Origin of the sequence: Pseudophaeobacter sp. TrK17 (assembly GCF_042192375.1) — a bacterium.
Lineage (GTDB): Bacteria > Pseudomonadota > Alphaproteobacteria > Rhodobacterales > Rhodobacteraceae > Pseudophaeobacter.
In genome coordinates this window covers 1,234,346-1,259,806 of the sequence record NZ_CP071700.1, presented here as the reverse complement: position 1 = coordinate 1,259,806, position 25,461 = coordinate 1,234,346, and the positions used below count along the sequence as shown (strand labels likewise).

32 protein-coding genes, 4 tRNA genes and 1 pseudogene are annotated in these 25,461 nt (G+C 58.2%); 23 read left to right on the top strand and 14 right to left on the bottom strand.

Annotation, left to right across the window (positions count from 1 at the left end; all coding sequences use genetic code 11):
* The first annotated feature begins 86 nt into the window (after window positions 1–86).
* The 6 genes from JZI28_RS05900 to JZI28_RS05875 all read left to right on the top strand — a co-directional run bounded on the left by JZI28_RS05900 (window position 87) and on the right by JZI28_RS05875 (window position 4,286).
* Window positions 87–161, top strand: a tRNA-Gly gene (locus JZI28_RS05900).
* A 143-nt stretch (window positions 162–304) separates the two neighbouring features.
* Window positions 305–1,264, top strand: a complete 960-nt coding sequence (locus JZI28_RS05895) for a DNA cytosine methyltransferase (protein WP_295446728.1) — start codon at window positions 305–307, stop codon at window positions 1,262–1,264.
* Between the two features lie 69 nt (window positions 1,265–1,333).
* Entirely contained in the window at window positions 1,334–2,266 is a 933-nt protein-coding gene (locus JZI28_RS05890) for a NaeI family type II restriction endonuclease (RefSeq protein WP_375699539.1), read from the top strand.
* Window positions 2,267–2,352: 86 nt separating this feature from the next.
* Window positions 2,353–2,427, top strand: a tRNA-Gly gene (locus tag JZI28_RS05885).
* 189 nt (window positions 2,428–2,616) lie between these two features.
* Window positions 2,617–2,691, top strand: a tRNA-Gly gene (locus tag JZI28_RS05880).
* 242 nt (window positions 2,692–2,933) lie between these two features.
* Complete coding sequence (locus JZI28_RS05875) at window positions 2,934–4,286, top strand: aminotransferase (RefSeq protein WP_375699538.1); 1,353 nt, start codon at window positions 2,934–2,936, stop codon at window positions 4,284–4,286.
* A gap of 105 nt (window positions 4,287–4,391) precedes the next feature.
* Here the strand turns inward: JZI28_RS05875 and JZI28_RS05870 are convergent, their stop codons facing one another.
* Entirely contained in the window at window positions 4,392–4,631 is a 240-nt protein-coding gene (locus tag JZI28_RS05870) for an Lrp/AsnC family transcriptional regulator (RefSeq protein WP_027239656.1), read from the bottom strand.
* A 200-nt stretch (window positions 4,632–4,831) separates the two neighbouring features.
* On the opposite strand from JZI28_RS05870, the gene hisB reads away from it, so the two are divergent.
* Complete coding sequence (gene hisB / locus JZI28_RS05865; RefSeq protein ID WP_375699537.1) at window positions 4,832–5,419, top strand: imidazoleglycerol-phosphate dehydratase HisB; 588 nt, start codon at window positions 4,832–4,834, stop codon at window positions 5,417–5,419.
* A 126-nt stretch (window positions 5,420–5,545) separates the two neighbouring features.
* Window positions 5,546–6,184 carry an imidazole glycerol phosphate synthase subunit HisH gene (gene hisH / locus JZI28_RS05860; protein WP_353399139.1) on the top strand — a complete coding sequence of 213 codons (639 nt, stop codon included), beginning with the start codon at window positions 5,546–5,548 and terminating at the stop codon, window positions 6,182–6,184.
* Window positions 6,185–6,300: 116 nt separating this feature from the next.
* Here hisH and JZI28_RS05855 read toward each other — a convergent pair whose 3' ends face one another.
* Window positions 6,301–7,026, bottom strand: coding sequence for an AraC family transcriptional regulator (locus tag JZI28_RS05855; RefSeq protein WP_375699536.1), 726 nt, complete (start codon window positions 7,024–7,026; stop codon window positions 6,301–6,303).
* Window positions 7,027–7,196: 170 nt separating this feature from the next.
* Between JZI28_RS05855 and JZI28_RS05850 the strand changes: the two genes are divergently transcribed.
* Complete coding sequence (locus tag JZI28_RS05850; RefSeq protein ID WP_295446714.1) at window positions 7,197–7,733, top strand: peroxiredoxin-like family protein; 537 nt, start codon at window positions 7,197–7,199, stop codon at window positions 7,731–7,733.
* 201 nt (window positions 7,734–7,934) lie between these two features.
* A complete protein-coding gene (locus JZI28_RS05845) occupies window positions 7,935–8,186 on the top strand; it encodes a WGR domain-containing protein (RefSeq protein ID WP_295446712.1) in 252 nt (83 codons plus the stop codon).
* A gap of 71 nt (window positions 8,187–8,257) precedes the next feature.
* Here JZI28_RS05845 and JZI28_RS05840 read toward each other — a convergent pair whose 3' ends face one another.
* Complete coding sequence (locus JZI28_RS05840; RefSeq protein ID WP_375699535.1) at window positions 8,258–8,644, bottom strand: DUF2147 domain-containing protein; 387 nt, start codon at window positions 8,642–8,644, stop codon at window positions 8,258–8,260.
* 230 nt (window positions 8,645–8,874) lie between these two features.
* Here JZI28_RS05840 and hisA point away from each other — a divergent pair, with 230 nt between their 5' ends.
* The 4 genes from hisA (at window position 8,875) to JZI28_RS05820 (ending at window position 11,313) form a co-directional block, all read left to right on the top strand.
* Window positions 8,875–9,597 carry a 1-(5-phosphoribosyl)-5-[(5-phosphoribosylamino)methylideneamino]imidazole-4-carboxamide isomerase gene (gene hisA / locus JZI28_RS05835; protein WP_295446708.1) on the top strand — a complete coding sequence of 241 codons (723 nt, stop codon included), beginning with the start codon at window positions 8,875–8,877 and terminating at the stop codon, window positions 9,595–9,597.
* A gap of 6 nt (window positions 9,598–9,603) precedes the next feature.
* Window positions 9,604–10,053: a DUF2867 domain-containing protein gene (locus tag JZI28_RS05830; RefSeq protein WP_375699534.1), complete on the top strand. Its 450-nt coding sequence runs from the start codon at window positions 9,604–9,606 to the stop codon at window positions 10,051–10,053.
* 184 nt (window positions 10,054–10,237) lie between these two features.
* Window positions 10,238–10,999, top strand: coding sequence for an imidazole glycerol phosphate synthase subunit HisF (hisF, locus tag JZI28_RS05825; RefSeq protein ID WP_375699533.1), 762 nt, complete (start codon window positions 10,238–10,240; stop codon window positions 10,997–10,999).
* A complete protein-coding gene (locus JZI28_RS05820; RefSeq protein ID WP_295446702.1) occupies window positions 10,996–11,313 on the top strand; it encodes a phosphoribosyl-ATP diphosphatase in 318 nt (105 codons plus the stop codon). The genes hisF and JZI28_RS05820 overlap by 4 nt, the downstream gene beginning before the upstream one ends.
* A gap of 221 nt (window positions 11,314–11,534) precedes the next feature.
* Here the strand turns inward: JZI28_RS05820 and JZI28_RS05815 are convergent, their stop codons facing one another.
* The 4 genes from JZI28_RS05815 to rlmB form a co-directional block, all read right to left on the bottom strand.
* On the bottom strand, window positions 11,535–12,005 hold the full coding sequence (locus JZI28_RS05815; RefSeq protein ID WP_353399156.1) for a CoA-binding protein: 471 nt from the start codon (window positions 12,003–12,005) through the stop codon (window positions 11,535–11,537).
* A gap of 256 nt (window positions 12,006–12,261) precedes the next feature.
* A complete protein-coding gene (locus tag JZI28_RS05810) occupies window positions 12,262–12,711 on the bottom strand; it encodes a YHS domain-containing (seleno)protein (RefSeq protein ID WP_375699532.1) in 450 nt (149 codons plus the stop codon).
* Window positions 12,712–12,812: 101 nt separating this feature from the next.
* Window positions 12,813–13,112, bottom strand: coding sequence for a hypothetical protein (locus JZI28_RS05805; RefSeq protein WP_375699531.1), 300 nt, complete (start codon window positions 13,110–13,112; stop codon window positions 12,813–12,815).
* A gap of 101 nt (window positions 13,113–13,213) precedes the next feature.
* Window positions 13,214–14,005: a 23S rRNA (guanosine(2251)-2'-O)-methyltransferase RlmB gene (rlmB, locus tag JZI28_RS05800; protein ID WP_295446695.1), complete on the bottom strand. Its 792-nt coding sequence runs from the start codon at window positions 14,003–14,005 to the stop codon at window positions 13,214–13,216.
* Between the two features lie 119 nt (window positions 14,006–14,124).
* Between rlmB and JZI28_RS05795 the strand changes: the two genes are divergently transcribed.
* Window positions 14,125–14,208, top strand: a tRNA-Tyr gene (locus tag JZI28_RS05795).
* Window positions 14,209–14,708: 500 nt separating this feature from the next.
* On the opposite strand, the gene sigJ is transcribed toward JZI28_RS05795, so the two are convergent.
* The 5 genes from sigJ to JZI28_RS05770 all read right to left on the bottom strand — a co-directional run bounded on the left by sigJ (window position 14,709) and on the right by JZI28_RS05770 (window position 19,212).
* Window positions 14,709–15,584, bottom strand: a complete 876-nt coding sequence (sigJ, locus tag JZI28_RS05790; RefSeq protein WP_375699530.1) for an RNA polymerase sigma factor SigJ — start codon at window positions 15,582–15,584, stop codon at window positions 14,709–14,711.
* The gene (locus JZI28_RS05785; protein ID WP_375699529.1) at window positions 15,581–16,123 is read right to left on the bottom strand and encodes a hypothetical protein; all 543 of its coding nucleotides are present in this window, start codon (window positions 16,121–16,123) and stop codon (window positions 15,581–15,583) included. The genes sigJ and JZI28_RS05785 overlap by 4 nt, the downstream gene beginning before the upstream one ends.
* Window positions 16,120–16,506, bottom strand: coding sequence for a hypothetical protein (locus JZI28_RS05780; RefSeq protein WP_375699528.1), 387 nt, complete (start codon window positions 16,504–16,506; stop codon window positions 16,120–16,122). The genes JZI28_RS05785 and JZI28_RS05780 overlap by 4 nt, the downstream gene beginning before the upstream one ends.
* Before the next feature lie 256 nt (window positions 16,507–16,762).
* Window positions 16,763–18,148: an IS1182 family transposase gene (locus tag JZI28_RS05775; protein ID WP_375699182.1), complete on the bottom strand. Its 1,386-nt coding sequence runs from the start codon at window positions 18,146–18,148 to the stop codon at window positions 16,763–16,765.
* A gap of 119 nt (window positions 18,149–18,267) precedes the next feature.
* Complete coding sequence (locus JZI28_RS05770; RefSeq protein WP_375699527.1) at window positions 18,268–19,212, bottom strand: LysR family transcriptional regulator; 945 nt, start codon at window positions 19,210–19,212, stop codon at window positions 18,268–18,270.
* An 89-nt stretch (window positions 19,213–19,301) separates the two neighbouring features.
* On the opposite strand from JZI28_RS05770, the gene JZI28_RS05765 reads away from it, so the two are divergent.
* The 3 genes from JZI28_RS05765 (at window position 19,302) to JZI28_RS05755 (ending at window position 22,718) form a co-directional block, all read left to right on the top strand.
* Window positions 19,302–20,282 (top strand): aldo/keto reductase, encoded by a 981-nt coding sequence (locus JZI28_RS05765; protein WP_375699526.1) that lies wholly within the window; start codon window positions 19,302–19,304, stop codon window positions 20,280–20,282.
* Window positions 20,279–20,665: a carboxymuconolactone decarboxylase family protein gene (locus tag JZI28_RS05760; protein ID WP_375699525.1), complete on the top strand. Its 387-nt coding sequence runs from the start codon at window positions 20,279–20,281 to the stop codon at window positions 20,663–20,665. The genes JZI28_RS05765 and JZI28_RS05760 overlap by 4 nt, the downstream gene beginning before the upstream one ends.
* Before the next feature lie 706 nt (window positions 20,666–21,371).
* Entirely contained in the window at window positions 21,372–22,718 is a 1,347-nt protein-coding gene (locus JZI28_RS05755) for an IS1380 family transposase (RefSeq protein WP_040176196.1), read from the top strand.
* A gap of 11 nt (window positions 22,719–22,729) precedes the next feature.
* On the opposite strand, the gene JZI28_RS05750 is transcribed toward JZI28_RS05755, so the two are convergent.
* A complete protein-coding gene (locus JZI28_RS05750) occupies window positions 22,730–22,870 on the bottom strand; it encodes a hypothetical protein (RefSeq protein WP_158441640.1) in 141 nt (46 codons plus the stop codon).
* Between the two features lie 66 nt (window positions 22,871–22,936).
* On the opposite strand from JZI28_RS05750, the pseudogene JZI28_RS05745 reads away from it, so the two are divergent.
* From JZI28_RS05745 to JZI28_RS05735, 3 genes and pseudogenes are all read left to right on the top strand, one after another.
* Window positions 22,937–23,110 (top strand): annotated as a pseudogene (locus tag JZI28_RS05745) (IS3 family transposase); the annotation flags it as partial.
* A gap of 82 nt (window positions 23,111–23,192) precedes the next feature.
* Window positions 23,193–23,369, top strand: a complete 177-nt coding sequence (locus tag JZI28_RS05740; RefSeq protein ID WP_375700139.1) for a hypothetical protein — start codon at window positions 23,193–23,195, stop codon at window positions 23,367–23,369.
* A gap of 127 nt (window positions 23,370–23,496) precedes the next feature.
* On the top strand, window positions 23,497–23,922 hold the full coding sequence (locus JZI28_RS05735; RefSeq protein WP_375699524.1) for a hypothetical protein: 426 nt from the start codon (window positions 23,497–23,499) through the stop codon (window positions 23,920–23,922).
* 74 nt (window positions 23,923–23,996) lie between these two features.
* On the opposite strand, the gene JZI28_RS05730 is transcribed toward JZI28_RS05735, so the two are convergent.
* Window positions 23,997–24,224 (bottom strand): hypothetical protein, encoded by a 228-nt coding sequence (locus tag JZI28_RS05730; RefSeq protein WP_375699523.1) that lies wholly within the window; start codon window positions 24,222–24,224, stop codon window positions 23,997–23,999.
* A 206-nt stretch (window positions 24,225–24,430) separates the two neighbouring features.
* Between JZI28_RS05730 and JZI28_RS05725 the strand changes: the two genes are divergently transcribed.
* Both JZI28_RS05725 and JZI28_RS05720 read left to right on the top strand, forming a co-directional pair.
* Window positions 24,431–24,640: a hypothetical protein gene (locus tag JZI28_RS05725; RefSeq protein WP_375699522.1), complete on the top strand. Its 210-nt coding sequence runs from the start codon at window positions 24,431–24,433 to the stop codon at window positions 24,638–24,640.
* On the top strand, window positions 24,634–25,461 hold the full coding sequence (locus tag JZI28_RS05720; RefSeq protein ID WP_375699521.1) for an ABC transporter substrate-binding protein: 828 nt from the start codon (window positions 24,634–24,636) through the stop codon (window positions 25,459–25,461). Before JZI28_RS05725 ends, JZI28_RS05720 begins: the two co-directional genes overlap by 7 nt.

The following is a 25,461-nucleotide window of genomic DNA, read 5'->3' as shown; positions in this document are numbered from 1 at the left end:
TGCCAGTCTCTGATTTGCAAAATCTGCGCATTTTTCTCTTGTGCCTGCCGCGCAACCGATCTAGAAGCCGCTTCACCAAATGCAGCGCGGGCGTAGCTCAGGGGTAGAGCATAACCTTGCCAAGGTTAGGGTCGGGCGTTCGAATCGCCTCGCCCGCTCCATTTGGACCATGAAAAGGCCACTCCTTCGGGGGTGGCCTTTCGCGTTACAATGGGTAACCCTTAGCAAAGCCTTGCGCGGAATCAGCTTTGCGCCTAGGAACAGATCCAGAACACCAAAACAAGAAACAGGCAGGCCGCACCACATGCTCACATCCGTAGAACTATGCGCAGGGGCTGGCGGTCAGGCTCTGGGGCTGGAACGCGCAGGGTTTGATCACACCGCATTGGTCGAGATCGACAAACATTGCTGCGCCACCCTGCGTCACAACCGGCCTGACTGGAATGTTCTGGAAGAAGACCTGCGTTTGTTCAAAGACGACGCCAGCACCTACAAGGGCATTGATCTGCTGGCCGGCGGCCTGCCCTGCCCACCCTTCTCTGTCGCGGGGAAACAACTGGGCGAAAAGGATGAGCGCAACCTTTTTGACGATGCCATCCATATCGTTGACGCCACCCGCCCCCGCGCGGTGATGATCGAAAACGTGCGCGGGTTTCTTGATGCCGCCTTTCATGACTACCGTGAAAAACTGAAAAAACAGCTGTCCAAACTCGGCTATGAAACCGACTGGCGCCTGCTCAACGCCTCTGATTACGGTGTACCGCAGCTGCGTCCCCGGGTGGCCATTGTCGCCCTGCGCAAAGAATACTCCGACCAGTTCAGCTGGCCCGATCCCCTACCTTACAATCCCCCCACCGTCGGCGAGACCCTGCTGGACCTGATGAAATCACGGGGCTGGCGCGGAGCAGACGACTGGGCCGCCCAGGCGGATGAGATCGCACCGACAATTGTGGGTGGTTCAAAAAAACATGGCGGGCCGGACCTTGGGCCAACACGGGCACGGCGCGCCTGGGCATCGCTTGGGGTGGAAGGACGCACCATCGCCTATGAGGCGCCAGATCCTTTCCACAACGACATGCCCCGCCTCACGGTGCGCATGGTCGCCCGCATCCAGGGTTTCCCCGATTCCTGGCACTTTACCGGCGCCAAAACCAATGCCTACCGCCAGGTTGGCAATGCCTTTCCGCCGCCAGTGGCCCAGGCCGTGGCCCTGCAACTGAAAGCCGCCATCGCCAAGCCCAAGCTCCATGCTGTGCGCGCCTGATATCCCGCACCACGCCCCTGAGCCAGAGGCCGGGACTGGGACTGGGACCGAGGCTGAAAACGGCCCAAGATGAAGCAAAAACTGCCCGATAGCCTGATAGCGCCCGGACATGCGGACTATGATCTGCTGACCGAGCTGGCAAGTGAGATCACCGCCCGTGCTGGCGGCGCCCTGGTGCTGCAAGAGCGCTTTCCGGCAATGCTGCGCCGCTGCATTGATGACGTGATCATGACGCCAAAAACCGGGCGGCGCGCCTATGAAGAGCTGGAAAAGACCGAAAAGACCTATATCGGCACCCGCGTCGAGATCGAGCTGCGCGCCCTGTTGCGGCTGCCCCGTGGGCGGCTGGACACGGAAATCCTGGGCCGAGATGTCGATATCAAAAACACCATGGGCAGCAACTGGATGATCCCCACCGAAGCGATTGACCAGCCCTGCCTGCTGGTCGCCGCCGACGAAGCCCGCGCCCGCTGCTATCTGGGGCTGATCATCGCCCGCCCCGCCTATCTGACCCAGGGAAAGAACAAGGACGGCAAGGGCGCGATCTCTGCCGCAGGGTTTGCCGATATTCTCTGGCTGCTCTGCGATCACCCCTACCCGGCCAACTTTTGGCGCTGTCAGGATCCCGACTTGGTGGCGGAAATATTTTCCCAAAGCACTGGCAATACCCGTATGGCCAGCCTGTTTCGCCTGATCCAGAACAGCCCCATCGCCCGCGATGTGGTCGAGGCCGTCGCCCAGCAAAAGGACTTCATGCGCCGCATTCGCGCAGACAAGGGGCGCGGCACCCGGGATCTGCTGGAGCAAGAAGGCATCCTGCTGCTGTCTGGCCAGTATGACAGCCAGCTGATCAAAGCCCTGGACCTGCCGCATTGTTCAGGATCAGAGTTCATTTCCTGCACCCCGCAGCAGCAACAACAGCGCCGCCTGGCTGAACAGGCCGGATTTCGGCTGCCCACCCCCGGCGCGCAGCCAGCAGGCAAACCCGCCTCTGAGCGGTAACAGCCAAAGAAATCTCATACCCCTGGTCACTTTCCCTCTTGCGACCCTGCCGGGGATTGCCTAAATACCGCTTCACCAAATGCAGCGCGGGCGTAGCTCAGGGGTAGAGCATAACCTTGCCAAGGTTAGGGTCGGGCGTTCGAATCGCCTCGCCCGCTCCATTTGGACCAAACAGGCCGCTGGATGCAGATTGCATCGGCGGCCTTTTTGCTTTTTCTGTGATGATAAAGTGCCGCCCAGCCCCAGCTGTCCCGCTGCAGAAAGGCCATGTCAAAAAACTCAGCAATGCGCCCATTTTGCCCTTGCGGCCTCGCCCGGCTTTGCCTAGATACCGCCTCACCAAATGTAGCGCGGGCGTAGCTCAGGGGTAGAGCATAACCTTGCCAAGGTTAGGGTCGGGCGTTCGAATCGCCTCGCCCGCTCCATTTGGATCAAACAGGCCGCTGGATGCAGATCGCATCGGCGGCCTTTTTGTTTGGCCCATGCTCTTTGCAGGCGAGATACCGGCCTGCGACGGACCTGGGTAAAACATTTGATCAAATTCCTTTGACCTCCCCGGCAAAACAAGACAATGCTAGCCACAGCTGCGCGGTTTATTTCATACCGCGCGCCCTGTCTGTCTTCGCCCATGTCTCAGATACATGCGCCCCACTAGAGGAATTCCGCAATGGCTCCAGTCGTTTACCCCACAACCAACCTCACAGCGACCGAACAGATGTGCCTGGACCGCGGCGAGGGAATCTATGTGTTTGACGACAAGGGCAACAAATACATCGAAGGCCTGGCCGGGCTGTGGTGCACCTCGCTTGGCTATGACAACAAAGAGGTGATCGCAGCCATCACCGACCAGCTGAACACCCTGCCCTTTAGCCACACCTTTGGCGGCAAGACCCACCAGCCGCTGATTGACCTGGCCGAAAAACTCGCCGCCATGGTGCCGGTGGACGACGCTTATATCTTCTTTGGCAACTCAGGGTCGGACGCCAATGACAGCCACTACAAGATGCTGCGCTACTACTTCAACGCTATCGGCAAGCCGGAAAAGCGCAAGATCATCACCCGCGAGCGCGGCTATCACGGGGTTACCGTGGCGGCTGGGTCGCTGACCTCGCTGCCCGCCAATCTGGCGCATTTTGACGCCCCCGTAGAGGCGCTCAGCATCCTGCGCACCGATGCGCCACACTACTACACCGGCCGCAAGGGCAACGAGACCGAAGCGCAGTTTGTCGACCGTATCCTGCAAAATCTCGAAGACCAGATCCTGGCCGAAGACCCCGACACCATCGCCGCGATGATCATGGAGCCCATTACCGGCGCCTCGGGCGTGATTGTGCCGCCAGAGGGCTATTATGAAAAGCTGCAGGCCCTGCTGCGCAAACATGGCATCCTGGTCTGGGCCGATGAAGTCATCACTGGATTTGGCCGCACTGGTGCCGATTTTGGCTGCACCACCATGGGCATCAAGCCCGACCTGATGACCTTTGCCAAACAGCTGTCTTCAGCCTATTTCCCGATCTCTGCCAGCGTTATTCCCGGCTGGATGTACAAGGAAATGGTGGCTCCCTCGAATGAGGTTGGCGTCTTTGGCCACGGCTATACCTATTCCGGCCACCCCGCCGCCTGCGCTGCGGCCCTCAAGACGCTGGAAATTTACGAGCGCGACAACCTGTTTGGACACGCCGCCGAAGTGGGCGATTACCTGCAGGCAGAGCTGCGCCGCATCTTTACCGATCACCCGCTGGTTGGCGAAGTGCGCGGCAAGGGCCTGATCGCCGCCCTGGAACTGGTGTCGAATAAAACCACCGGCGCGACAATTGCCGGGGGCAAGGGCGGAGCAGTCGCCGTCAAGGCCTGCCAGGACAACGGTGTGATCCTGCGCGCGGTTGCCGGCAATGCTCTGGCCTTTTGCCCACCGCTGATCATCACCAAGCCAGAGATTGATGACATGCTGACCCGTGTCAAAACCGCACTGGATACCAGCTATGAGAGCCTCAAGGCTGAGGGGCTGCTGGACGGCTAAGCCCCCACCTAAGCCCCTGCCTAAACCCAAGCTACATTCAAAAACAAACGCCCCGGAAAGCTCCGGGGCGTTTTGCAGTGTAGAACTGTGTTTATTGTGCGCGGCTCAGAACACCTTGAACGTCATGGTGGTCAGGGATCGCTCGATATTGGGGATCACCAACAGATGCTCGTTGATATATTTCCCCACATCCGCATCCGAGGGGATATAGAGCTTCATCAGCAGGTCATATTCGCCGCTGGTGGAATAGAGCTCAGAATGGATTTCGCGGCGCCCGATTTCCTCGGCCACGGAATAGGTGGTGCCGGGTTTGCACCGGATCTGAATGAATACGCAGGTCGACATGGGCGTCCCTTTGGTCTTTTTGGTCACGTGATTTGCCGCCCAAGCTGGCACGCGCAGCCGCCGGGCGCAATGGGCGCAACAGATCTTGCCGCCGCAGCTGCTCGTTTGCCCGGCAAAGCCTGCCGATTGCCCCGTAAAACCCTTGAGCCAGCCCCCCTCTCCGCCCTATAAGTGCCGCGCAGACAGCAAGGAATAACCTCATGCGTAGCGCCAAGATCAGCCGCCAGACCGCCGAAACCAAAATCTCGGTTGAAATCAACCTCGACGGGTCGGGTTCATATGACAACCAGACGGGGGTAGGCTTTTTTGACCACATGCTGGACCAGTTAGCGCGCCATTCGCTGATCGACATGACGATCCGGGCCAAGGGGGATTATCACATTGATGATCACCACACCGTCGAAGACACCGGAATTGCCCTCGGTCAGGCCCTGGCCCAGGCGCTTGGCGACAAGAAAGGCATCCGGCGCTATGGCGAGTGCCACCTGCCCATGGATGACGCCCAGGTGCGCTGCGCGCTGGATCTGTCCGCCCGTCCCTATCTGGTCTGGAATGTGGAGATACCGACGCAAAAGATCGGCAGCTTTGACACCGAGCTGGTGCGGGAGTTTTTCACCGCCTTTGCCACCCAGGGCGGCATCACCCTGCATATCGACCAACTGCATGGTTTTAACAGCCATCACATCGTCGAAGCCGCCTTCAAGGCCGTGGCCCGCGCCCTGCGTCTGGCGGTGGAAACCGACCCGCGCAAATCTGACGCCATCCCGTCCACCAAAGGGGCACTTTAAGCACCCCCACGGCATCTGTGGACACACCGCTGTGCACAGCCGCTAGGAGACCGAGGTGATCAAAATCCGCGTGCGGCTCAGTTTCCCGCCACCTCAAGAGCCTAAGACAGGAAGGACACCAGCCCCATGCTGACCGCCATCATCGACTATGAATCCGGCAATCTTCATTCCGCCGAAAAAGCCTTCCAGCGTATGGCGCAGGAACTGGATGCCGGCACGGTTGTTGTTACCTCGGATGCCGATGTGGTGGCCAAGGCAGACCGTCTGGTGCTGCCCGGTGATGGCGCCTTTCCCGCCTGCGCCGCCGAGCTGCGCGGCCACAAGGGCATCTATGACGCCATGATCGAAGCGGTGGAGCAAAAAGGCCGCCCCTTCCTTGGGATCTGTGTTGGCATGCAGCTGATGGCCACAACCGGCCATGAATACAGCGATACCGCCGGGCTGGACTGGGTCGGCGGCGATGTGGTGAAAATCACCCCCTCGGACCCCGCACTCAAAGTTCCGCATATGGGCTGGAACGATCTTGTCATCGACCACCCGCACCCGATTTTTGACGGCATATCCTCAGGCGATCACACCTATTTTGTGCATTCCTACCATTTCCGCGTCAAAACCGATGCCGAGCGCCTGGCCCATGTGGACTATGGCGGCGATGTCACTGCGGTGATTGGCCGGGACACCATGATCGGCATGCAGTTTCACCCGGAAAAAAGCCAGGACGTCGGCCTGCGGATGATCGGAAACTTCCTCAACTGGGCCCCCTGACCGAACGCCCAGACGGGGCAGAGGCGCGGGCAAGCCTCCCCCCCTTTTCATCTATCCTCAACTCTTCAAATTTCCCAGCTGCCCAGCCCGCTGGGGTCGGCGTTCTGCGCGCCCCTTCAGCCAGAGGCACGCAACGAGACCGGCGCCACCCCGTAGGCCTTGCGAAAGGCGCGGGTGAACCCCTCGGGGGAGCCATAGGCATAGCGCCGCGCCACCGCCTCTACCCGGTCGCCGCGTGTCAGATCCTGGTGCGCCAGGGTCAGACGCCAGCGCCGCAAATAGCCCATGGGTGTTTCGCCAACCTCTGCGGTAAACAGTTCGGAAAACCGCGACAGCGACAGTCCGGCCTCTGCCGCAAGATCGCCACTGGACCAAAGCCGCCCCGGATGATCATGCACCGCCACAATGGCGCGGCTCAGCCGGGGATCCGCCAGCCCCGCCAACAACCCCGGTTCCGTCGCACCCTGTTCGATCTGGCCGCGCAGCAACCGCACCATCAACACCTCGCCCAGACGGTTGACCACCGATTGCGCCCCACAGCGCCTGGCAGAGCTTTCAGCCAGCATGACCTGCACCAGATCCCGTGTTTCACTGTTGCAGGTGAGATCAAAATGAACCTGCTGCGGCAGCGCCGCCACCAGCGGGTTCTGCCCCGCTCCCCAGTCCACTCTGACGCTCAATAACACCTCCCGCTCGGCGCTGATCCGCAGCTCACCTCGGGGGAAAAACATCAAACAGCTCGGCGTACCGAGCGCACTCAGCACAACAAGATTGGCCTGTGGCAGAGGCGCGGGATGAACCGAAAGCTGGAAACGCTCCATCAAAGTTGTCAACCTGTCCATCTTCTCTCCTGCCTCACGCCAGCCCAGCGGGCACCGTCACACGCCACCTGCGGCGTTATGAGCGCAAAAGCGACTATCGGATTTTTAGTTTGTTTTTTCGGATTTTCAAGATGCAAACACCTGCAATAAGGCTGGCAATGAACTGATCCACTCACCCACAGGAGCCCACCATGCTAATTCCCCGCCAAAAAACCCCTGACCTGTCCCTGCCCCTGCTGGGGGGCGGTCGCTTTGATCTGGCGACCGAAGACAGCAGCCGCGGCACCGTGATCTGCTTTTACCGCGGCCTGCACTGCCCGCTCTGCGCCAACTACCTGAAAGAGCTGGAAAAGCGCGTTGCTGAATTTGCCGAACGTGGCGTGAACTGCGTTGCGATTTCTTCTGACGGCGAAGAGCGCACCCAGGCCATGGCCGACAAGATCGAAGCCAGCGCCCTGCGCTTTGCCTTTGATCTGCCACTGGATGTGGCAAAGTCCTGGGGGCTTTATATTTCCACCTCGCGCGGCACCACCTCGATTGGCATCGAAGAGCCCGCGCTGTTCTCGGAACCCGGCCTGTTCATGGTGACACCGGAGCAGACGCTTTATTACGGCTCAACCCAGACCATGCCCTTTGTGCGTCCGCATTTTTCGGAACTGGTCGGCGCATTGGATTTTGCCATCGCCAACGACTACCCGGCCCGAGGCGAATACACCGGCGCTGTTTAATCCCCGGATCAGATCACAGCCAAAACCTGCTACACCCACTCACGGAACTTGCAGGCTTAGCCGTCGCTTTCGATTGTTCGAAGGCGGCGGTTTTTACGTCGCGCGCCCTTAAACACAAAGGCAATAGACTGAGGGAATGGACAGAGACCGGCTTTGCGGGCATAGAGAAGCTCCCGCCAATCAAAGGCTATGACCGCGCCCGTGCAGACCCGACTCGAAAAATTTGACTATGTTGAGGGGCGCCACCGCTACTGCGTTCTCAGGCTCAGCCAGACGCTGTTCGGGGAATGGTGCCTGGAGCAGGCAAAGGGGCCCATCGGCGCCCCCGGCGGGCAGCAGATCCGCGCCTATTTCCACCAGCATGGCGAGGCGCTGCAATATTTTGAAGCCCTGCGCGAGAGCCAGGTCAAACGCGGCTTCGTGCCTATCCCGGTGCAACTGGGGCTGCTGTAGCGGCCCCAGCGCTGTCCCTTGCCGACACGGGGGATCAGATCACGCCCCCCGCATCTCACGTCATCCGCGTCTCAGTTTACCCGTGTCCACGTCTGTTTCGAGCAGATCAACCCGCCCGCCACACAGCCCCGCAGCGCCAGAGAGTTGCCATTGAGATCCATCTTGCCAGTATAGATCTTATCGTTGGAGGGGCGCCAGACCTCGCCAGTGTAGTAGCCATCCCCCTGGGCGACCATATCAATCACCAGGGTCTTGCCGATATTGGGAGAGCTGTACTCGCCCTCACCATTGAACGTGCGGGCAATCTTGCCACAGATCGCAGCCCCACAGGGCGCCATTTCGATATGGGCAAAAGACCCGTCATCAGGCTGGGTTTTCCAGGTGCCTAGGATAGGATCCGCAACCGCAGCCCCTGCCAATGTCAGCGTGGCCAGCGTTGTCGCCAATAGCATCTTCATGTTGTTTCTCCCTTTGGTTTTGATCGTCAAGATAGCCATTTCACTGTGCAACTGTCACAAATGTTGTGCACAGTTTTGCAACGACTGTGACGCAAGTCTGGCTTTTCAGGCAAGGCTGACTTTGGGTCGCGTTGCAATTCGGCTCCGCCTTGTGCAAAACACCGCCGAACATGTATGGCCAGCTCCCCTGGCCACAAACCGGATGTGACCGGATGACAAAGGCTGCGCAAATGATCCTCTACCCCGCAATCGACCTCAAAGATGGCCAGGCCGTGCGCCTGCTGCATGGCGACATGGACAAAACCACCGTGTTCAACGACAACCCCGCCGCCCAGGCGCTAGAATTTGTCGCAGCGGGCTGCGAGTGGCTACATCTGGTTGATCTTAACGGTGCCTTTGCAGGTGAGCCAGTGAATGCCGCCCCGGTTGAGGAAATCCTGAAGCAATGCAAGGTGCCTGCCCAACTGGGGGGCGGCATCCGCGACATGAAAACCATTGAGAACTGGATCGACAAGGGTCTGGCCCGAGTGATCCTGGGCACGGTTGCGGTGGAAAATCCCGATCTGGTGCGCCAGGCTGCGCGTGAATTCCCCGGCAAGGTCGCCGTTGGCATTGATGCCCGCAATGGCCGCGTCGCCACCAAGGGCTGGGCGGAAGAGACCGACGTCATGGTCACGGATCTGGCGAAATCTTTTGAGGACGCGGGCGTTTCTGCCATCATCTATACCGACATCATGCGCGATGGCGCCATGAAAGGCCCAAACGTCGCGGCCACAGCGGAGCTTGGCAATGCGGTCTCGATCCCGGTGATTGCCTCTGGCGGAGTGTCCTCGCTCGATGATCTGCGGGCGTTGAAATCCTGCGGCGCGCCTTTGAATGGGGCGATCTCAGGCCGGGCGCTTTATGATGGCGCCATTGACCTCGCTGAGGCTCTCAGCGTGATGAAGGCCTGAACCGCCATGGGCCAAGTCATTGCAACGGATTTGCCCGCCTCCAGCTTGCTGTTTCAGCAAGCCGCCGGCGTTCGCGAAGGTGACTTTGTCGATTGCTATGCCAAGCCCTGCTCTCTGCCGCTTGAAGAAGCCGCAGAACGGGCTTTTCGCTTTCCCGCCTGGGTCTCAGCCCTGATGCGATTGCGAAACCTTATGGTCGCGCCCTTTGGATTAAACACCGAGGTCACCAGCCCCAACCGGATTGGTTTCTTCCCCCTGGTCAGCCGCTCAGACACCGAATTGATCCTCGGCATTGACGACAGCCACCTGGACTTTCGCATTTCGGTGCTGAAACAGGATGGCATGATCTTTTTTGGGACTTGGGTGCGCACCAAAAACCGCTTTGGCCGCTTTTACCTGACGTTGATCATGCCCTTTCATATCCTGATCGTGCGCAATGCGGTGGGACGCGTTTAATGCCCGGCCTCTTACAACAGTTCACCCGCAGCCTTGTTGGGCTTCAGCACCAGGCTGATCTCAAAATACGCGGGGGCGGTTGCGTTTATTACGCCACGCCTTCTGGCGCCGCTTGTGGTGGTTACTGGTGTTTTATGGCTGGCCGTGACATTGCTCCTGGCAGCATGGAAAAGGTAGATACGCGATGCTAAAAACCCGCATCATCCCCTGTCTCGACGTGGCCGATGGCCGCGTGGTCAAAGGCGTCAATTTTGTTGGCCTGCGCGACGCAGGTGACCCGGTAGAATCAGCCAAGGCCTATGATGCCGCCGGCGCGGATGAGATCACTTTTCTCGATATTCACGCCACCCATGAAAACCGCGGCACCATGTTTGACGTGGTGCGCCGCACCGCCGAACAGTGCTTTGTGCCGCTCACTGTTGGCGGCGGCGTGCGCACCCGCGAAGACGTGCGCGCCCTGTTGCTGGCAGGTGCTGACAAGGTCTCGTTCAACTCCGCAGCCGTGGCCAACCCGGATGTGATCGCCGAGGCCGCCGACCAGTTTGGCAGCCAATGCATCGTCTGCGCCATCGACGCCAAAACCGTCAGCCCCGGCAAATGGGAGATCTTCACCCATGGCGGCCGCCGCCCAACCGGCATTGATGCGGTAGAATTTGCCCGCACCGTGGTGGCCAAGGGCGCGGGAGAAATCCTGCTGACCTCGATGGACCGCGACGGAACCAAGGCGGGCTTTAACCTGCCCCTCACCCGCGCCATTTCCGATGCGGTGCAGGTGCCAGTGATCGCCTCTGGTGGGGTTGGCACCCTGGACCATCTGGTAGAAGGCGTGACAGAGGGCGGCGCCTCTGCCGTTCTCGCCGCATCCATTTTTCACTTTGGCGAATATTCCATTCAGGAGGCCAAGGAACATATGGCCGCCGCCGGCATCCCCATGAGGCTGACATGAGCATTCTTCACGACCTGGAAGCAATCATCCACAATCGCAAAACTGCGGACCCCAAAAGCAGCTGGACCGCCAAGCTGCTCGCCAAGGGCCCGGAGAAATGCGCCGAGAAGTTTGGTGAAGAAGCCATTGAGGCGATCATCGAAGCCGTCAAGGGCGACCAGGCGAAGCTCGCCTCCGAGGGCGCCGATGCGCTCTACCATTTCCTGGTGATGCTGGCAGCGCGCGATGTCTCCCTGGACGATGTCCTGGCAGAACTCACACGGCGCCAAAGCATGAGCGGCCTGGACGAAAAGGCCTCCCGCAGCAAAGGCTGACCCCAGGTCTCCCATCTGCCCCTGGGTCAAGGGATGGGGTTATTCTTAAGCCAGAAAGTTCTGACACTGTTTCAGGCGCTTTGCGGGGCAAATTCGCTCCTCAAACGCTTCTCAGCAACTCTTTCTTTGCCGGGCCGCAGGCCCGGCTGGGCCCAACGGGAAGTCCTGCATCTTTGATGCTGGTCTGCCGGGCGGGAGCCCCCCCTTTTTTTGCTGGAACACTACAGTTTTGAGGAAATGATACCGGTGGCAAAGCCACCCATGCGCAGCTCGCCGAACAGGCGCTGATATTCGATCTTGGGACAGCGGTTTTGCACCACATCCACCCCACGGGCTTCGGCCTTGGCCGCTGCCGCCGCATGCTCAACCCCGATCTGCATCCAGATACATTTCAGCTCAGGAAAGACCTCAAGCGCCTCATCGACGATGGGGGGCACCGCGTCAGAGCGGCGAAAGATGTCCACCATATCCACCGGCTGCTGAATCGCTGAAAGGCTGGGCTGCACCACTTCGCCAAACAACCGCTTGCCCGCATGGCCAGGATTGACCGGAATCACCCGATACCCTTTGAGCCCCAAATACCGCGCCACATAGTAGCTGGGACGCACCGGGTTCATTGACACCCCAACAACCGCGATGGTGCGGTTGCGTTGCAAAATAGATTTCAAAAAGCTGTCGCTGTAGTCTGTCATACACCAGAGGTAGCCGACCCTCCCGCCAAGGCCTAGCCCAGAAACGACAGAAATGCCTTGGCAACAGCCACCCACCGTCAACAGCGGTCAAAAAAACGCCCGGAAGCCAAAGCTCCGGGCGCGAGGTGTGGAACGAGGGACATTGATAAAGAGCTACGGCGTTTCCGCTCCGCAGTCCCTATAGATGTAGGATGGCAACATTTAAAAAAAAGATCCCATCAGGTACTTTTTTCGCAAACCCGGCCTGGGGCAGCCGTCAGTGGCGCAAAACTGCGGGCCAATTGTCATGCGCCGCCTGCAAAAGTTCTGGTTTTTCCTGCTGCCAGACCGCCTCAACACCGGGGTTGTTGAGCAACAACAACTCACCATCTTCGATCCGCCACAAACTAGGATCACCATGGGCAAGGTAGCCCTGCGACACCGCATAGGCGCAATAACCGCCAAAGACCGGTGCATAGGCGCGTGGGTTCGCCTCAAACTGCGCCTGATGGCCAGAAGAGGAAAACCGCCAAAAGACACCCTTCCACATCAGCGCAAACTCCTGGCGGCCAAGCACTGCGCCCTGCCCTTCGAAAAAGGCAACAACATCATAGCCATCCAGGGCCAGGCCATCGTGGGCAGAAAAGATCGGCGTCTCTGCCCGCGCAGACAGCGGCGCCAGACCTAGGGTCAGGACCAAAGCAACAAGAGTGTGGCGCAGAACCAATGGAACCTCCGAAAGATGCAGATAGAACAGCCCTAAATCTGGCCTAGAAAGGGCGTTTTGCATAGATGGGTTACAGTTTTGTGATCGCGACGTGAGTGTAATCAGTCAAAAATGTCCTCAACCAGATCGACAGCTTCTGACAACAGCGACTGGAACAGGCCCTTGCGCTTTTTGGGTTTCTTGCCTTTGCCACTCTTGTGAGTCGGTTTTTTTCCTTTTGCGCCTTTGATCTTTTTGCCCTTGGGCTTGGTCAAAGCCGCAGCAGGCCTGTCAAGCGCCGTTGCCGATGGCAGCCGTGCCCCCTTTCCGGGTGTCAGGGGGCGTGCTTTCTGGCTGGCCAAAGGTGCGCCGCAGGTTCCACAGATCAGGGCTGAAATGCCACTCTCTGTTTTGCGGGGCATGAAGCTCGATTGCACGCCGCAATAGCAGCAACTCAGTATTTTGCCACCATGGGCTCCGCTTTGTGCCATCTCGCCGTCCGCCTTTGTACTGTTGTGCGGTCTCAGGACCGCTCTAGGCTGGCATATAGGGCGATCGCGGCGGCATTTGAGACGTTGAGCGAACCAAACCCGCCCGCTGCGTCAATTTTCACCAGGTGATCAACAGTTTCTTTGGTTTTTTGCCGCAGCCCAGGGCCTTCGGCACCCAGGACCAGCGCAACGGGCAGATCCTTACGCCCCGCAAGACAGCTCTCGATGGTCTGTTCTGCTTCACCATCCAGCCCCAGCACCACATAGCCCATGTTCTGCAGCTCGGTAATCGTGTCGGCCAGATTGCGCATCCGCAGATAGGGTTGGCGCTCCAGCGCGCCGCTGGCAGTTTTGGCCAGGGCACCGGTTTCGGGTGCCGAATGGTGCCGGGTGCCGATGACGGCGCTGGCGCCAAACACTTCGGCAGAGCGCAAAATGGCTCCGACATTATGCGGGTCGGTCACCCGATCCAGCAAAATCACCCGCGGGATCTCAGCACCGATACAGTTTTCCGACAAAGAGCCCCAGCTCAGTGGCATCACTTCCAGAGCCGCCCCCTGGTGCACCGAATTAGGATCCAGCGGCGCGTTGAACTTGCGCGGCTCTACCAGTTCCGGATCTATCCCGGCAGCAGCGATGGCGTCTTCCAGTTTGTTCTGGGCATTCAATGTTACGATAAGACGTAATTTTTTCCGCTTCGGGTTCATCAGCGCATCGCGCACAGCATGCAGCCCAAAGAGCCAGACGGTCTCAGTGCCTCCGGCCTTTTTGTTCTGCTCCTTTTCGATCACCCACTGGGGCTTTTTCGTGGGTTTCTTGGACATCGTTCTCTCCAGCAAAAGGAATTTCAGGTTCGGGCAAAAAACTTGCGCTTTTTCTGTTGACGCCCCTTAGGTGCGCTAGTAATCACCCCCCCACAGCAGGTCAACAGCGACTTGCTAGTGGGCGACAGGCCGCAAGGTGTGGCAGGGGACTGTAACTCCCTCGCGGAGACGCACGCCTGGTTCGATTCCAGGGTCGCCCACCACTTCCTTCTCAAGCAGGAAGTGAAACTAGATAGATCTCAATAGCTTATGCAAAATGTGATTTTCACCTATTCGGCTTTGGTTGAAAATCCTGTCGCAAATCCCAGTCGTTTTCTGTTCCACGACGGCCCACCACAGGATGGCTTTGTCGTACAAATCCCGGCAGGGATTCATTTTGTGAATCCAACGTGATAGCTGGGAGAGATGAGCAGCTGGTCCCTGACGAAGTATCAGACAAAGAACTTGCCCTCCTACAACGCTGCGCGAAAACCGCGCGGTCATTTTCAATCTGGTTTGACTCAGCCATGATTTGGGTGCCACCGCCAAGCGGTCTCACTCCACGACCGCTATACCGCCTTTGGCATTCCCATCACAAAAGCCGTAGACCAAATCTTGGCATGTCTCCGATGTTAAATTGTCCTTTGGGCAGCACGGTCATTGCTTTCATATCCATGGCATCCATCGATTAGAGCTTTTTAAACAATTGCTTTTGACGGGTCGGTTATGGGGCACCCTGTCCTAATTTGTCAGGGTTTCTCATGATATAGAGCCAAGCAATCTTGCCGTTTTGGTCCGGGGCAAGCGTTGTGATGGAATCCAAAACGCCAAACTGGCTACGCAGGATCGCGGGCTTGGCGTTCACCATCGACAACTGGGTTGTCCAGCCCTGTTCTGTTTTTGCCTTTTCGTACAGCGCACGGAACACCTGTATGATTTCGCTGCCGCCAACCAACGGGCGACGCGCGGCTCTTTTATTGGCCCCACCATCTGAGAGCGCAACAGAATTGGGTGTAAGAAGCGACAGCGCCTGATCGAAGTCTTCCGACATAACCGCCGTGAAAAAGCGTTGGCTCAAATCGGCAACATCCTCTGGGGAGGCATCGAACCGTGGTCCAGAGGTCTGTAGTTTCTTCTGGGACCTGCTGACCAGCTGGCGACAGGCAGCCTCGCTTGTGCCAAGCGTGTCCGCTATTTCCGAATAGCTGGCATCAAAGGCTTCTCTCAGAATGAAGGCTGCGCGCTCGCGCTCGGTAAGGCGCTCCATGGCCCAGAGCAATGCCAACTCACACTCCTGCGCCAGCTCAAAATGGTTGCTTGGTTCCTGAGCCTCCATTTGCAAAAGAGGTTCAGGAAGCCATGGGCCCACATAGACCTCGCGCTGTCGATGGGCTGAACGCAAGGTGTCGATGGCAATATTTGTCGCGACGCGCCGCAGCCAGGCCGATGGGTTTTCAATTCGGTTGGTGTCTGCCGCCGCCCATTTCAGCCAGGTGTCCTGCACCGCGTCCTCGGCGCCTGCACGTTCGCCAAGCATGCGATAGCACAGGGAAATCAGTTTCGAACGCTCGAACTCAAAGATATCTGTGGCCACGTTCATGTTTGATGCCGGACCCGAATGGTCGTGCTGTCAATCTGAACACTTTGACAGGTTTGCCCATGCCCCAGACCGCGTTTCAATACCGGAAAAATTCGCCCGCTAGAAGCTGCGAATGAGGCCGCAATTAGCGCCGTTGCGCCGAACCGTTCTTCAATCCTGTCTCGCAGCTCGGCCAAGTCAGGGGTATCGGCGATGGCCGCCTGCGCAAACCTATACCCAAGGCCGACGTCACCTGCCCCACCGGCGTTGCCTTCAAGGCAAAGGGCAATCAGCTTTGCTGGTACATTCGATTCAAGCGCCATATCAACGACCAATTGCACGCATGGCCCACAGTCCCCCTCTTGCGTCGATCCAAGCATCGCCCCGGCCCAGACGTCGCGGGCCTGTTTTGGGCCGCGAAACTGACTGTAGAGCGGTAGCGTAGACAGTCGCAGACCCGCCGCCGTAGAGGTATCAACAATATGCGACATGTAAGCCGTATCATAGTTGTAGCGTTGCGCGAACCGTTCGGCGCCCATTTTTAACAAAGCGCGTATCATGCTGTTGCCCTTTCTTTTGGAGCGCTGGTGGTCGCCCACATCGCCAGAAAGGCAGGCACTTGAATGCCGGTCAGGTTTGTGAAGGCAACAACGTCCATGGGGCTGCCGCGATGTATCCAGATCCAGATGTGAAATACCGCATGAAGCACAAGCCATGACGCGCCACATACGCCTGCTGACCTGTCATGTTTCACACCTGCCCAAATCAACGCCGCACCACTAGCCAGGTAGGCAAGCGCGACATCCCTGGCAAAGTGAAAATTGAGCGGTCCGGTCAGTGATACACCGGGGACACTGGTATACCAGTGATTTGTGGCGGTCCAAATGTAGGCAGCTGTTCCAAGGGAAAGCCCGCCAACGGCTATCAGAACGGTGTGTCGCATATCATCTCCAAGGGTAAGTGTTCAGTGATATGACGATCCGCATGCCGAGTTTGTGACGAACTCGGGCAAAAAACAGACTTTGGCACACCTACAGGGAACTTACACTCAGTTCGCTCAGCCGACCTTAACCTACGATCTCAGTACCGGTTTAGAGCGCAAGCGCGGCGAACGACGGCTTAGAGCCGATTCTGTTGAAAAACAACGTGCTGCGAGCGCAGAAATTGGTGTTTTGATCTGCGCGCGAGTGCCTTTCTTATCAGGCTTTTCTCGTTTGCTGCGGTGCAGGAAAGATCTTGGCCAGTTTTCTGAGGTTCTGGGCGGTAGCGGCGAGGAGGAATTCGTCATTTGCGCCGCAAGGCCCGCGTAATCGTAGTCGTCCCAGCCCGAGAATGCGTTTGAGGTGGGCGAAGAGCATTTCGACCTTCTTTCTGAGCTTCATCGCGATCTGGTATTCTTCGGTCTTGGCCAGATCCCTGGCGACCTGACGCGCATCTTCGTGCTCTTCGCGGGTGATCTTGCGAGCATCAGCGTTAGGGCAGCATTTTTGCTTGGACGGGCAGACCTGGCAGACTTCTTTCAAGGCGCGATAGCGGGCTGTGCCCTTGCCCGTCGGTCCCCGGTTCGGATCAGAGTAATTCCGGCGGAACTGCTTGAGCGCGCGACCCTCGGGGCAGATGTATTGATTATTCTCTGCATCCCAATCGAAATCTGTGCGTGTCCATGTCCCATCGGGGCGTCCGGCCTTGTCAATCACAGGGATGTAAGGATCGATCTTGCGCTCCACGAGCCAGCCGAGCATTGGGCCTGAACCATAGGCTGTGTCGGCGATCATCCAGTCAGGGACCAAGCCGAACTTTTCTTTCACCCGCGTCAGCATGGTTTTTGTCGATCCGACCTCGGCTTGCCGGATGGAGCGTGTGGGTTCCACATCCAAGATGACACCGTGATCCGTGTCGATGAGATAATTGTCGGAATAGCTAAAGAATGCAGGGCCTTTGCGGGCTGCTGTCCACTGACTGGCGGGATCGGAATGCGAGGTGAACTTGGGTTGGACATCGCTCGCCGCTCCAAACGCGGCCTCGTCGAGCGTCTCGAGATACTCTCGGACTGCGCGGGGTGCATCTACGGCATCGATGGACGACGCATCCCATTCTTCCTTCGGTGTTGAGTTTTGCTTGTTCGCATCGGCTTCGATCAAACTGGCATCGACTGCCATGCGCTGACCGCTGGCGAGACCTTCCTCGATACAGCGGGCGACGGTCGTCTCGAACAGGTGTCGCAGAAGTTCGCTGTCGCGAAAACGCCCATGCCGGTTCTTGGAAAACGTTGAATGATCGGGAACGCGATCGCTTAGGTCGAGGCGGCAGAACCAACGATACGCGAGGTTCAGATGAACCTCTTCACAGAGCCGCCGCTCGGACCGGATGCCAAAGCAATAGCCAACCAACAGCATCCGGATCAGCAGTTCAGGATCGACGGAAGGGCGGCCCGTGTGGCTGTAGAAATCTGCCAGATAGGCGCGAGCGCTGCTCAGGTCGACGAAACGATCAATGGATCGCAGCAGGTGATCTTGTGGGACATGATCTTCCAGCGAAAACTCGTAAAACAGTGCCGCCTGCGCTTCTTGCCTCGGTCCCAACATCGCCAAATCCCCCACAATATGGGAATTGAATCAGTAGTTCAGGTCGCAATCAAGGAAGAGTTTTTCAACAAAATAAGCCCGTTTTTACCAATGCTGCGATTGGGATGAACGGCCGCTCCTCAAATTTCGTCCAGCCACGGTCTTCGTGCCGTATGCATCAGTCTAAGAGGGCGAGCCGCGCTAAGAGCGCCCCGTTGTTCCGACACGACCTCGCGCAGGAAGTTTGCGACGGCCTGGACCCTGCGCGAGGACACGAGATCGGTTTGCGTCACGAGCCAGATTGGCTGATCGATGCCAAGGTCGGCGTCTAGGCACATCAACTCGCCTGGCTGCGTCAGAAAATGCGGCAAGACGGCGAGACCCAATCCCGAAGCGCAGCCGACCAACTGGGCTGCAAGCGACGTCGTCACGACCGCCGGTGCCCGACCGCGCAGGGCGCGCTCGATCCACTGCGCAGCGGGAAGATGCCCGTACCCCTCGGCCCAGGCGATGAATTCGTCCTGTTCGAAGTCGACTTCGAGACGTCCGGCGCGGCCTGCAATGTACGACTGCGCGCCATAGAGACCGTATCCAAGCGTTCCCAGGCGCTGCACCGAGACATGCCCACGGTCGGGCTTGATCATTCGCAGCGCTATGTCAGCGTCACGGCGGTGCAGGTTCACGGTGGCGATGTCGGTAGCGATCTCCAGCGTCAATCGCGGATGGGCGAGGCGCAGGCGCGGCAGTGCAGGAATGATGAGTGCGGTCGCGAGGTTTTCGGCGGTGGCAAGGCGAACGGTTCCCGACACCTCTGGCTCTTCGGGCAAGCCTGATCCGAAGGCCCGCGCAGCGGCTTCCATCTCCTCGGCGCGTTCGATCAGGACCGCGCCTTCTTCGGTCAGCCGGTAACCAGTGTGATCCCGTAGAAAGAGCGGGCGTCCGAGAGACGCTTCCAGCCGCTCGACCCGCCGGGAAACAGTCGCCAGCCCGATTGAGAGCGCAGCGGCGGCGCCGCTTAGAGAGCCCGAACGAGCAACGGCGAGGAACACCGAGACGTCATCCCAAACGAGGCCCTGCCTTTCCATAATTGGAATTCCCGTTACCGTTTATGGCTATTACCTAACATGATCGGAAATGCCACATTCCTATCGAACGCACAAGATAGGAGAGAAAAATGGAACGACGGACACTTGGAACCGACCTCACGGTCTCGGCGCTTGGATTGGGCTGCATGGGAATGAGCGAGTTCTACGGGCCCCGCGACGACGACAGGTCCCTGCGCGTTTTGCACGAGGCGGCCGAGCTTGGCCTCGACTTTTTCGACACCGCTGACATGTATGGTCCGCATCACAACGAGGAGCTAATTGGCCGATTTTTCAACGAGACGTCGGCACCCATGAAGGTCGCGACGAAATTCGGAATCGTCCGCGCGCCGGGCGAGTACCGGCGCAGCCTCGACAATGGGGCGGACTATGCACAGCAGGCATGCGAGGGCTCGCTAAGACGTCTCGGTATCGAGCGGATAGACCTCTACTACGTCCACCGCGTCGACCAGGAACGGCCCATCGAAGAGACCATGGAGGGGCTCGGGCGCTTGGTCGGTGAGGGCAAAATTGCGCGCATCGGCCTGTGCGAGGTCAACGCCGAGACACTTCGGCGCGCGCACGCCGTACATCCGGTGACGGCGGTGCAGACTGAATACTCCCTTTGGTCCCGCGGCCCCGAAGACGAGGTTCTGCCAACTTGCCGCGAGCTGGGCATCGGATTCGTTCCCTATTCGCCGCTCGGTCGCGGCTTCTTGACGGGGCGCTTCCAGGACGGACAGTTCGAAGATGGGGATTTTCGTGCGTTTCTGCCTCGGTTTCAGAACGGAGCGGCGCAGGCGAACGGCCGAATTGCCGATCTCGTCGCTAGGACGGCGAAGCGGAAGGGCTGCACGCCCGCGCAGCTGGCGCTCGCCTGGCTTCTTGCGCAAGGAGACAATATTGTCCCGATCCCCGGCACGAAGCAATCGAAATACCTGCGCGACAACGTAGGAGCGGCGAAGATTACGCTCTCGGATACCGATCTCGCCGATATCGACGCTGGACTTTCTGAACGGCCAGTATCGGGGGCTCGCTACACTGCGGAAGGCATGAAAGGGGTGGACGCATGAGTGATGCATCCGATCGACTGACCCGAGCGCTTTCTCTTCTTGACCGCCTTGAGCTGGGAGCACCGGAACGGGTGCAACGCAACCTCGACGCGTTTCACCCGGACACCGCAAAACTCGTCCTCGGCTACGCGTTCGCGGACGTCGTTGGCCGTGACGGGATTGACCTCAAGACGCGCGAAATGATGACCGTCGCCATGCTCGCGGCCATGGGCACCGCGCAGGGGCAACTCGAGTTCCACATGCGCGCTGCAATGAATACCGGGGTGAGCCGGGAGGATTTGGTCGAGATTGTCCTGCAAGTCTCTGTCTACGCCGGTGTACCTGCCTGCATGAATGCGGTCACGGCGGCCAAAAAGGCGTTTCAAGCCGCCGAGAAAGGCTGACGGGAGATGTGCTTCGCTGGCATTCGTTGACCATTCAGCGAACGGCCGCGAAGTCCCGCAGAGCTGCCCTCCCCGCCGAAATCTTGCTGTAAACCTCACCGCTGATCGGTCCTTCCGCAGCGGCGTAGCGTTTCAGGCCGTGTTTATAGCGAGATTGCCGGGCTTTGCAGAGGTCGCTTTCCAGAGCAGCCCAGTTTGAGGGAGTTTTGAGCCCAATGAATTTTGGATTCTGTGTCCATCACAATTCTTGACAAAACTCGTAAGGAAAAATATGGGTCCGTCCTATACCTTTTCCTCGAAGCAAGGTGTTGTGGAGTGTCCCTCCTCCTTAACGCCCAGCCATACCATTCAATAGCTGTGTAGGTTCGCGCCTTTCACAGCGCGTTGGAGCAGTATGGTGCGCACAAGCTTCGTCTCAATGATACCTCTCTTTTCCGCCTTGGCGTGTTGGTGTTTCCCAAACCGGCGCTTTTGCGCAGGCCTGTTGGCCGTATTTCTGGCTGTGGCAACCACGCCAGAAGATGCACAGGCCGATAGCTTTCCGGTGTTGATCCAGCATCAATACGGCGAGACCACAGTTCAAAGCGAACCAAGCCGCATCGTTTCTCTCAGCCCGCATTTCCCAAGTAACTTGACGTTTTCGCGCCTCCAACGGCCACTAATGTGTTATATTTCAGTATGTTAATTTGGCTGAAGGTGGTGGATTATGGATCACCCAGAGGGTGCACGCGAAACGGGTGATGGGCGGCTCAGTTTTGACCGCCGGGTCCGGCTGGAGTTTCATGGTTCCAAGATCAGCTCGGACGGTGGATTACTGTTGTTCAGGGAATTGGATGAAGTGCTCGGCCTGCACGACATTGCGGGCGGATTTCTGAGAGACACGCGAACTGGCCACAATCGCCTGCACTCACTGGTCGGCTTGTTGCGCCAGTCGGTCTTTGGGCGGCTGGCCGGATATGATGATGTTAATGACGCGGACCGTTTATCGCTTGATCCGGTGATGCGGCAGGTCGTTGGAGGGCGTGCCGTTGAGGCCAAGGCCGCGTCTGCGAGCCAGATGGGACGGTTCGAGACCGAGGTGTTGGCGGCAACCGACAATCGCACTGTGCTGGCGGATTTATCAGGACACTGGATCGACCGGGTTCACAATCGCAAACCGCCCAAGTGGATCACGCTCGACATGGACAGTTCAGTCAGTCCCACCCACGGCGCGCAAGAAGGCACCGCTTGGAACGGGCATTTCGGCTGCATGTGCTATCACCCGCTGTTCGTCTTCAACCAGTTTGGCCATTTGGAACGCTGCGCCCTGCGCCCCGGCAATGTTCACAGCGCAGATGGGTGGGAAGAGGTTCTGAAGCCCGTCATCGCGCGATATGCGGATCGTCACCTGATGCGGTTCTTCCGGGGGGATGCTGCGTTCGCCATCCCGGAGCTATACAAAACTCTGGAACTGGAAAACTATTTCTACGCCATCCGCCTTCGGGCCAATCGCGTTCTTCAGGGCAAGATTGCGCATCTGCTCAAGCGCCCTGTGGGTCGTCCGCCAAAAGGCGTGAAGCGCATCTACGGCGACTTCCAATATCAGGCGGCATCTTGGGACAAACCTCGTCGTGTCATCGCCAAGGTGGAATGGCATCCCAGCGAGTTGTTCCCGCGCGTGGGCTTCGTGGTCACCAACATGCCGATGGAACCCGACTGGATCATCCGCTTCTACAACCAACGCGGCACCGCCGAGCAATACATCAAGGAAGGCAAGCAGGCGATCAACTGGACCCGTTTGTCCTGCAAAGGCATGGCGCAGAACGAGGTGCGGCTGCAACTCCATGCACTGGCTTACAATATCGGTGCCTTCCTACAGGGCACTGATCTACCTGATGAGATAGCCGACTGGTCACTGACAAGCCTGCAGACGCGATTGATCAAGATTGGTGCGAGGGTTGTGCGTCACGCCCGTGCAATCACCTTCCAACTGGCCGAGGTGGCTGTCAGCGGCGATCTGTTCAACCGCATCCTTGCGGCCATACATCGGCTGCGCGCACCGCCGGTTCCCTAATGACAACATCGTTAATCATAAAACCTGAACAAAAGCGGCTCAACCGGTCTATCCATACGGGGGTCGGTCAGACCAATATCCGGATCAACCTCGCCCCCGAGACCGGAAATCGTGCTCAGTTCGCGCGTCAGATGCCCGAACAACGGCACCATGGGTCCAAGAGGCTTGATAGGAGCGCAGAACAGCGGCAAGGTGGGCGGGAGGACGTTCCACTTGGGGAATGTCAGTTCAAATCTATCAAGGCTGAGCTGATCTGGCGCAACAAATGGGACACACGTCGTAAGTCAGAAGGTGCGATCTTCCAGTATATCAATGTTTTTTATAATCCACGCCGCCATCACTCATCGCTGGGTGGCAAAATCCCCTTGGCCTTCGAACTAAAGGTTACATAAATGAGTGAGGAGACCGGAACGTAAGCGTCACAAGACCACACGACGGGGCGGAAAACGGACCTTAGCTGCAAGTGCTCGGGTCATGCATCGGGAAGGCGAAAGCAGCCATTCAGCTGCCAAACAGCCGCCTCTCGGTGCTGCGGCCCCCATCAAGGGCAGCAAGACGCCCTTGCAAGCGATGAAACACTGGCACAAACTCAAACCAGAACTGTTCAACAAACTGCCATACTACCGTCCGGGATGTGACAGCTATGCATGACGCGACTACAACCAATAGCATAAGGTATTTCATAATATCTCCATCAGGTTCAGGTGCGTGGAATTTGGCCCTTTGCAACGGGTTCTAAGCCACGGGCGGGCCAGGTTTATGGCGGCGGAAAGTAATAATGGATCACAATACCAAGCAAGAAACATATGCCCAACACCACAACAGCAGCCAGGACCGGCAGCAGAACGCCCGCACCAAAACTCATCCTCTCGATCCAGGCGAAAACACCTTTCCTAGACTGCGCCGCCGGAACGTCTGTCGTTTCAATCAAAGGGTAGTATTTGTACGCCAGAAATTGCGTCAGAAGGACCCCGAACTGGAACAGCCCAATCGCACTGACGATGAGTTTCGCCCAAATGGACGGATCGCGAACGTTGAAAACAAAGAAATACGCGATGAACACAATACCGAAAACACTTACCGTAAATGTATAGCCTATGTGCGACTTTGGAATGATATCGATCTGAGTGCCTCAGGTGTCGCATCCAAATCTGGTAAGCCAATTGTAGCGGTCCCAACCATGCGCGATCACATGCATTTCTGACCCTACGGTGCACCCGCAGAGGCGTCGCTGACTCCATACGTCATAATCTTGCGCAGGGGGGGCTGAGTTCTGGGTCATGGCGCTGACAGCCTCTTTGAATGTGCGCGCCATGACAAACCGGTCGCAAGCGCCCAAATCAGAACAATCCCCCAAAGAACCAACCCAAAAAACGTAAGGAAAACGGTCAGCAGCAGAACCACGGCGGCGCAAAGGACAAGCAACTGCAATGCACCGATGAACGGCTTGCGCATGAAAAATGTCCCAAGCCCAGGAATTATGAGATTCAAAATGATTTGGGGCATCGGTGTTCTCTGTCCTGAAATGTTCAAGGCACGCGCGGATCAGCCCCTTAGGGTTGCACCTACCAATCAATGTGCTGATTGTATCTTAGTTTGACGGTGCTAGAACTAGAACGTGTGTACTATTGACAGTGCTCTTAGGCAAAATTTGCCCAGAAGTTTTCCCCGCAGTGCCGGGGGTTTAGGGCATCAGAGATAAGGGGGTGTTAATGACCGGAACCATAATCGTCGCTGATGATCACCCTGTTTTTCGCGAAGCTTTGAGCCGTATTGTGCGCCAGGTGGTCAAGGGAAACATCGTTGAGGTGGCAGATTTCGACACTCTTTTGGGCGCGCTAGAAGGAGGTCAGGAACCTAAATTGCTGCTGTTGGATTTGGTGTTTCCCGGCTCAGCTTTATTGGCCACGATTTTTTGTTAGCGCTGGGAAGACCACCGCACGCGCTGCGCAAATGGTTTGGGCCGCATCCTTATGGCATCTGGCCCTGGGCGCAGGAAGCTTTGGGAGAGGCCACGCCCATCGTCATGCAGGGCGAGATCGATATCGAGGCCATCGCGGCCATGCAGCCGGATCTGATTGTTGGCCAATGGTCTGGAATGACCAAGCGCGAATATCAGCTGTTGTCTCGAATTGCACCAACTGTTCCGCCGCAATTGCAGTATGGCGACTATGGCACTCCCTGGCAGGAAATGTTGCGGACCCTGGGGCGCGCCACGGGACGTCTGGATCAGGCTGAAGAGATCATCGCCGGAATTGACGCGCGTTTTCACGACATTCGTCAGGCCCACCCGGAGTGGCAAGGGGCCAGTTCCGTCATGGTCTGGGCAGGTCAGAATGGCGCCTATTCCGCCCGTGACATCCGCGGCCAGTTTATCCAAGCCCTAGGTTTCGAGGTGCCGGGCGCCATCAATACCCGGGCGTCCTTCAACAATTACTACGTGCTGATCCCGCCGGAAGACCTCTCCCCCATCGATGTTGATGCCCTCATTTGGCTGGACGCGGGTGGCTCAGTCAGTCAGCTCGAACGGATGCCGCTGCGCCCAACCCTGCGCGCTTATACCGAAGGCCGCGAGATCTATGCCGATTTGCTCCTCTCGGCGGCCCTGTCACATTCCAGTCCACTTAGCCTGAACTATGCGCTGGATCGCCTGGTGCCCTTGTTGGAGGCGGCCATAGATGGCGACCCCGCCACCACTGTTACCAGCACCGCCAAGGCTGGCCTGCTGCCCGAAGGCTTCTGA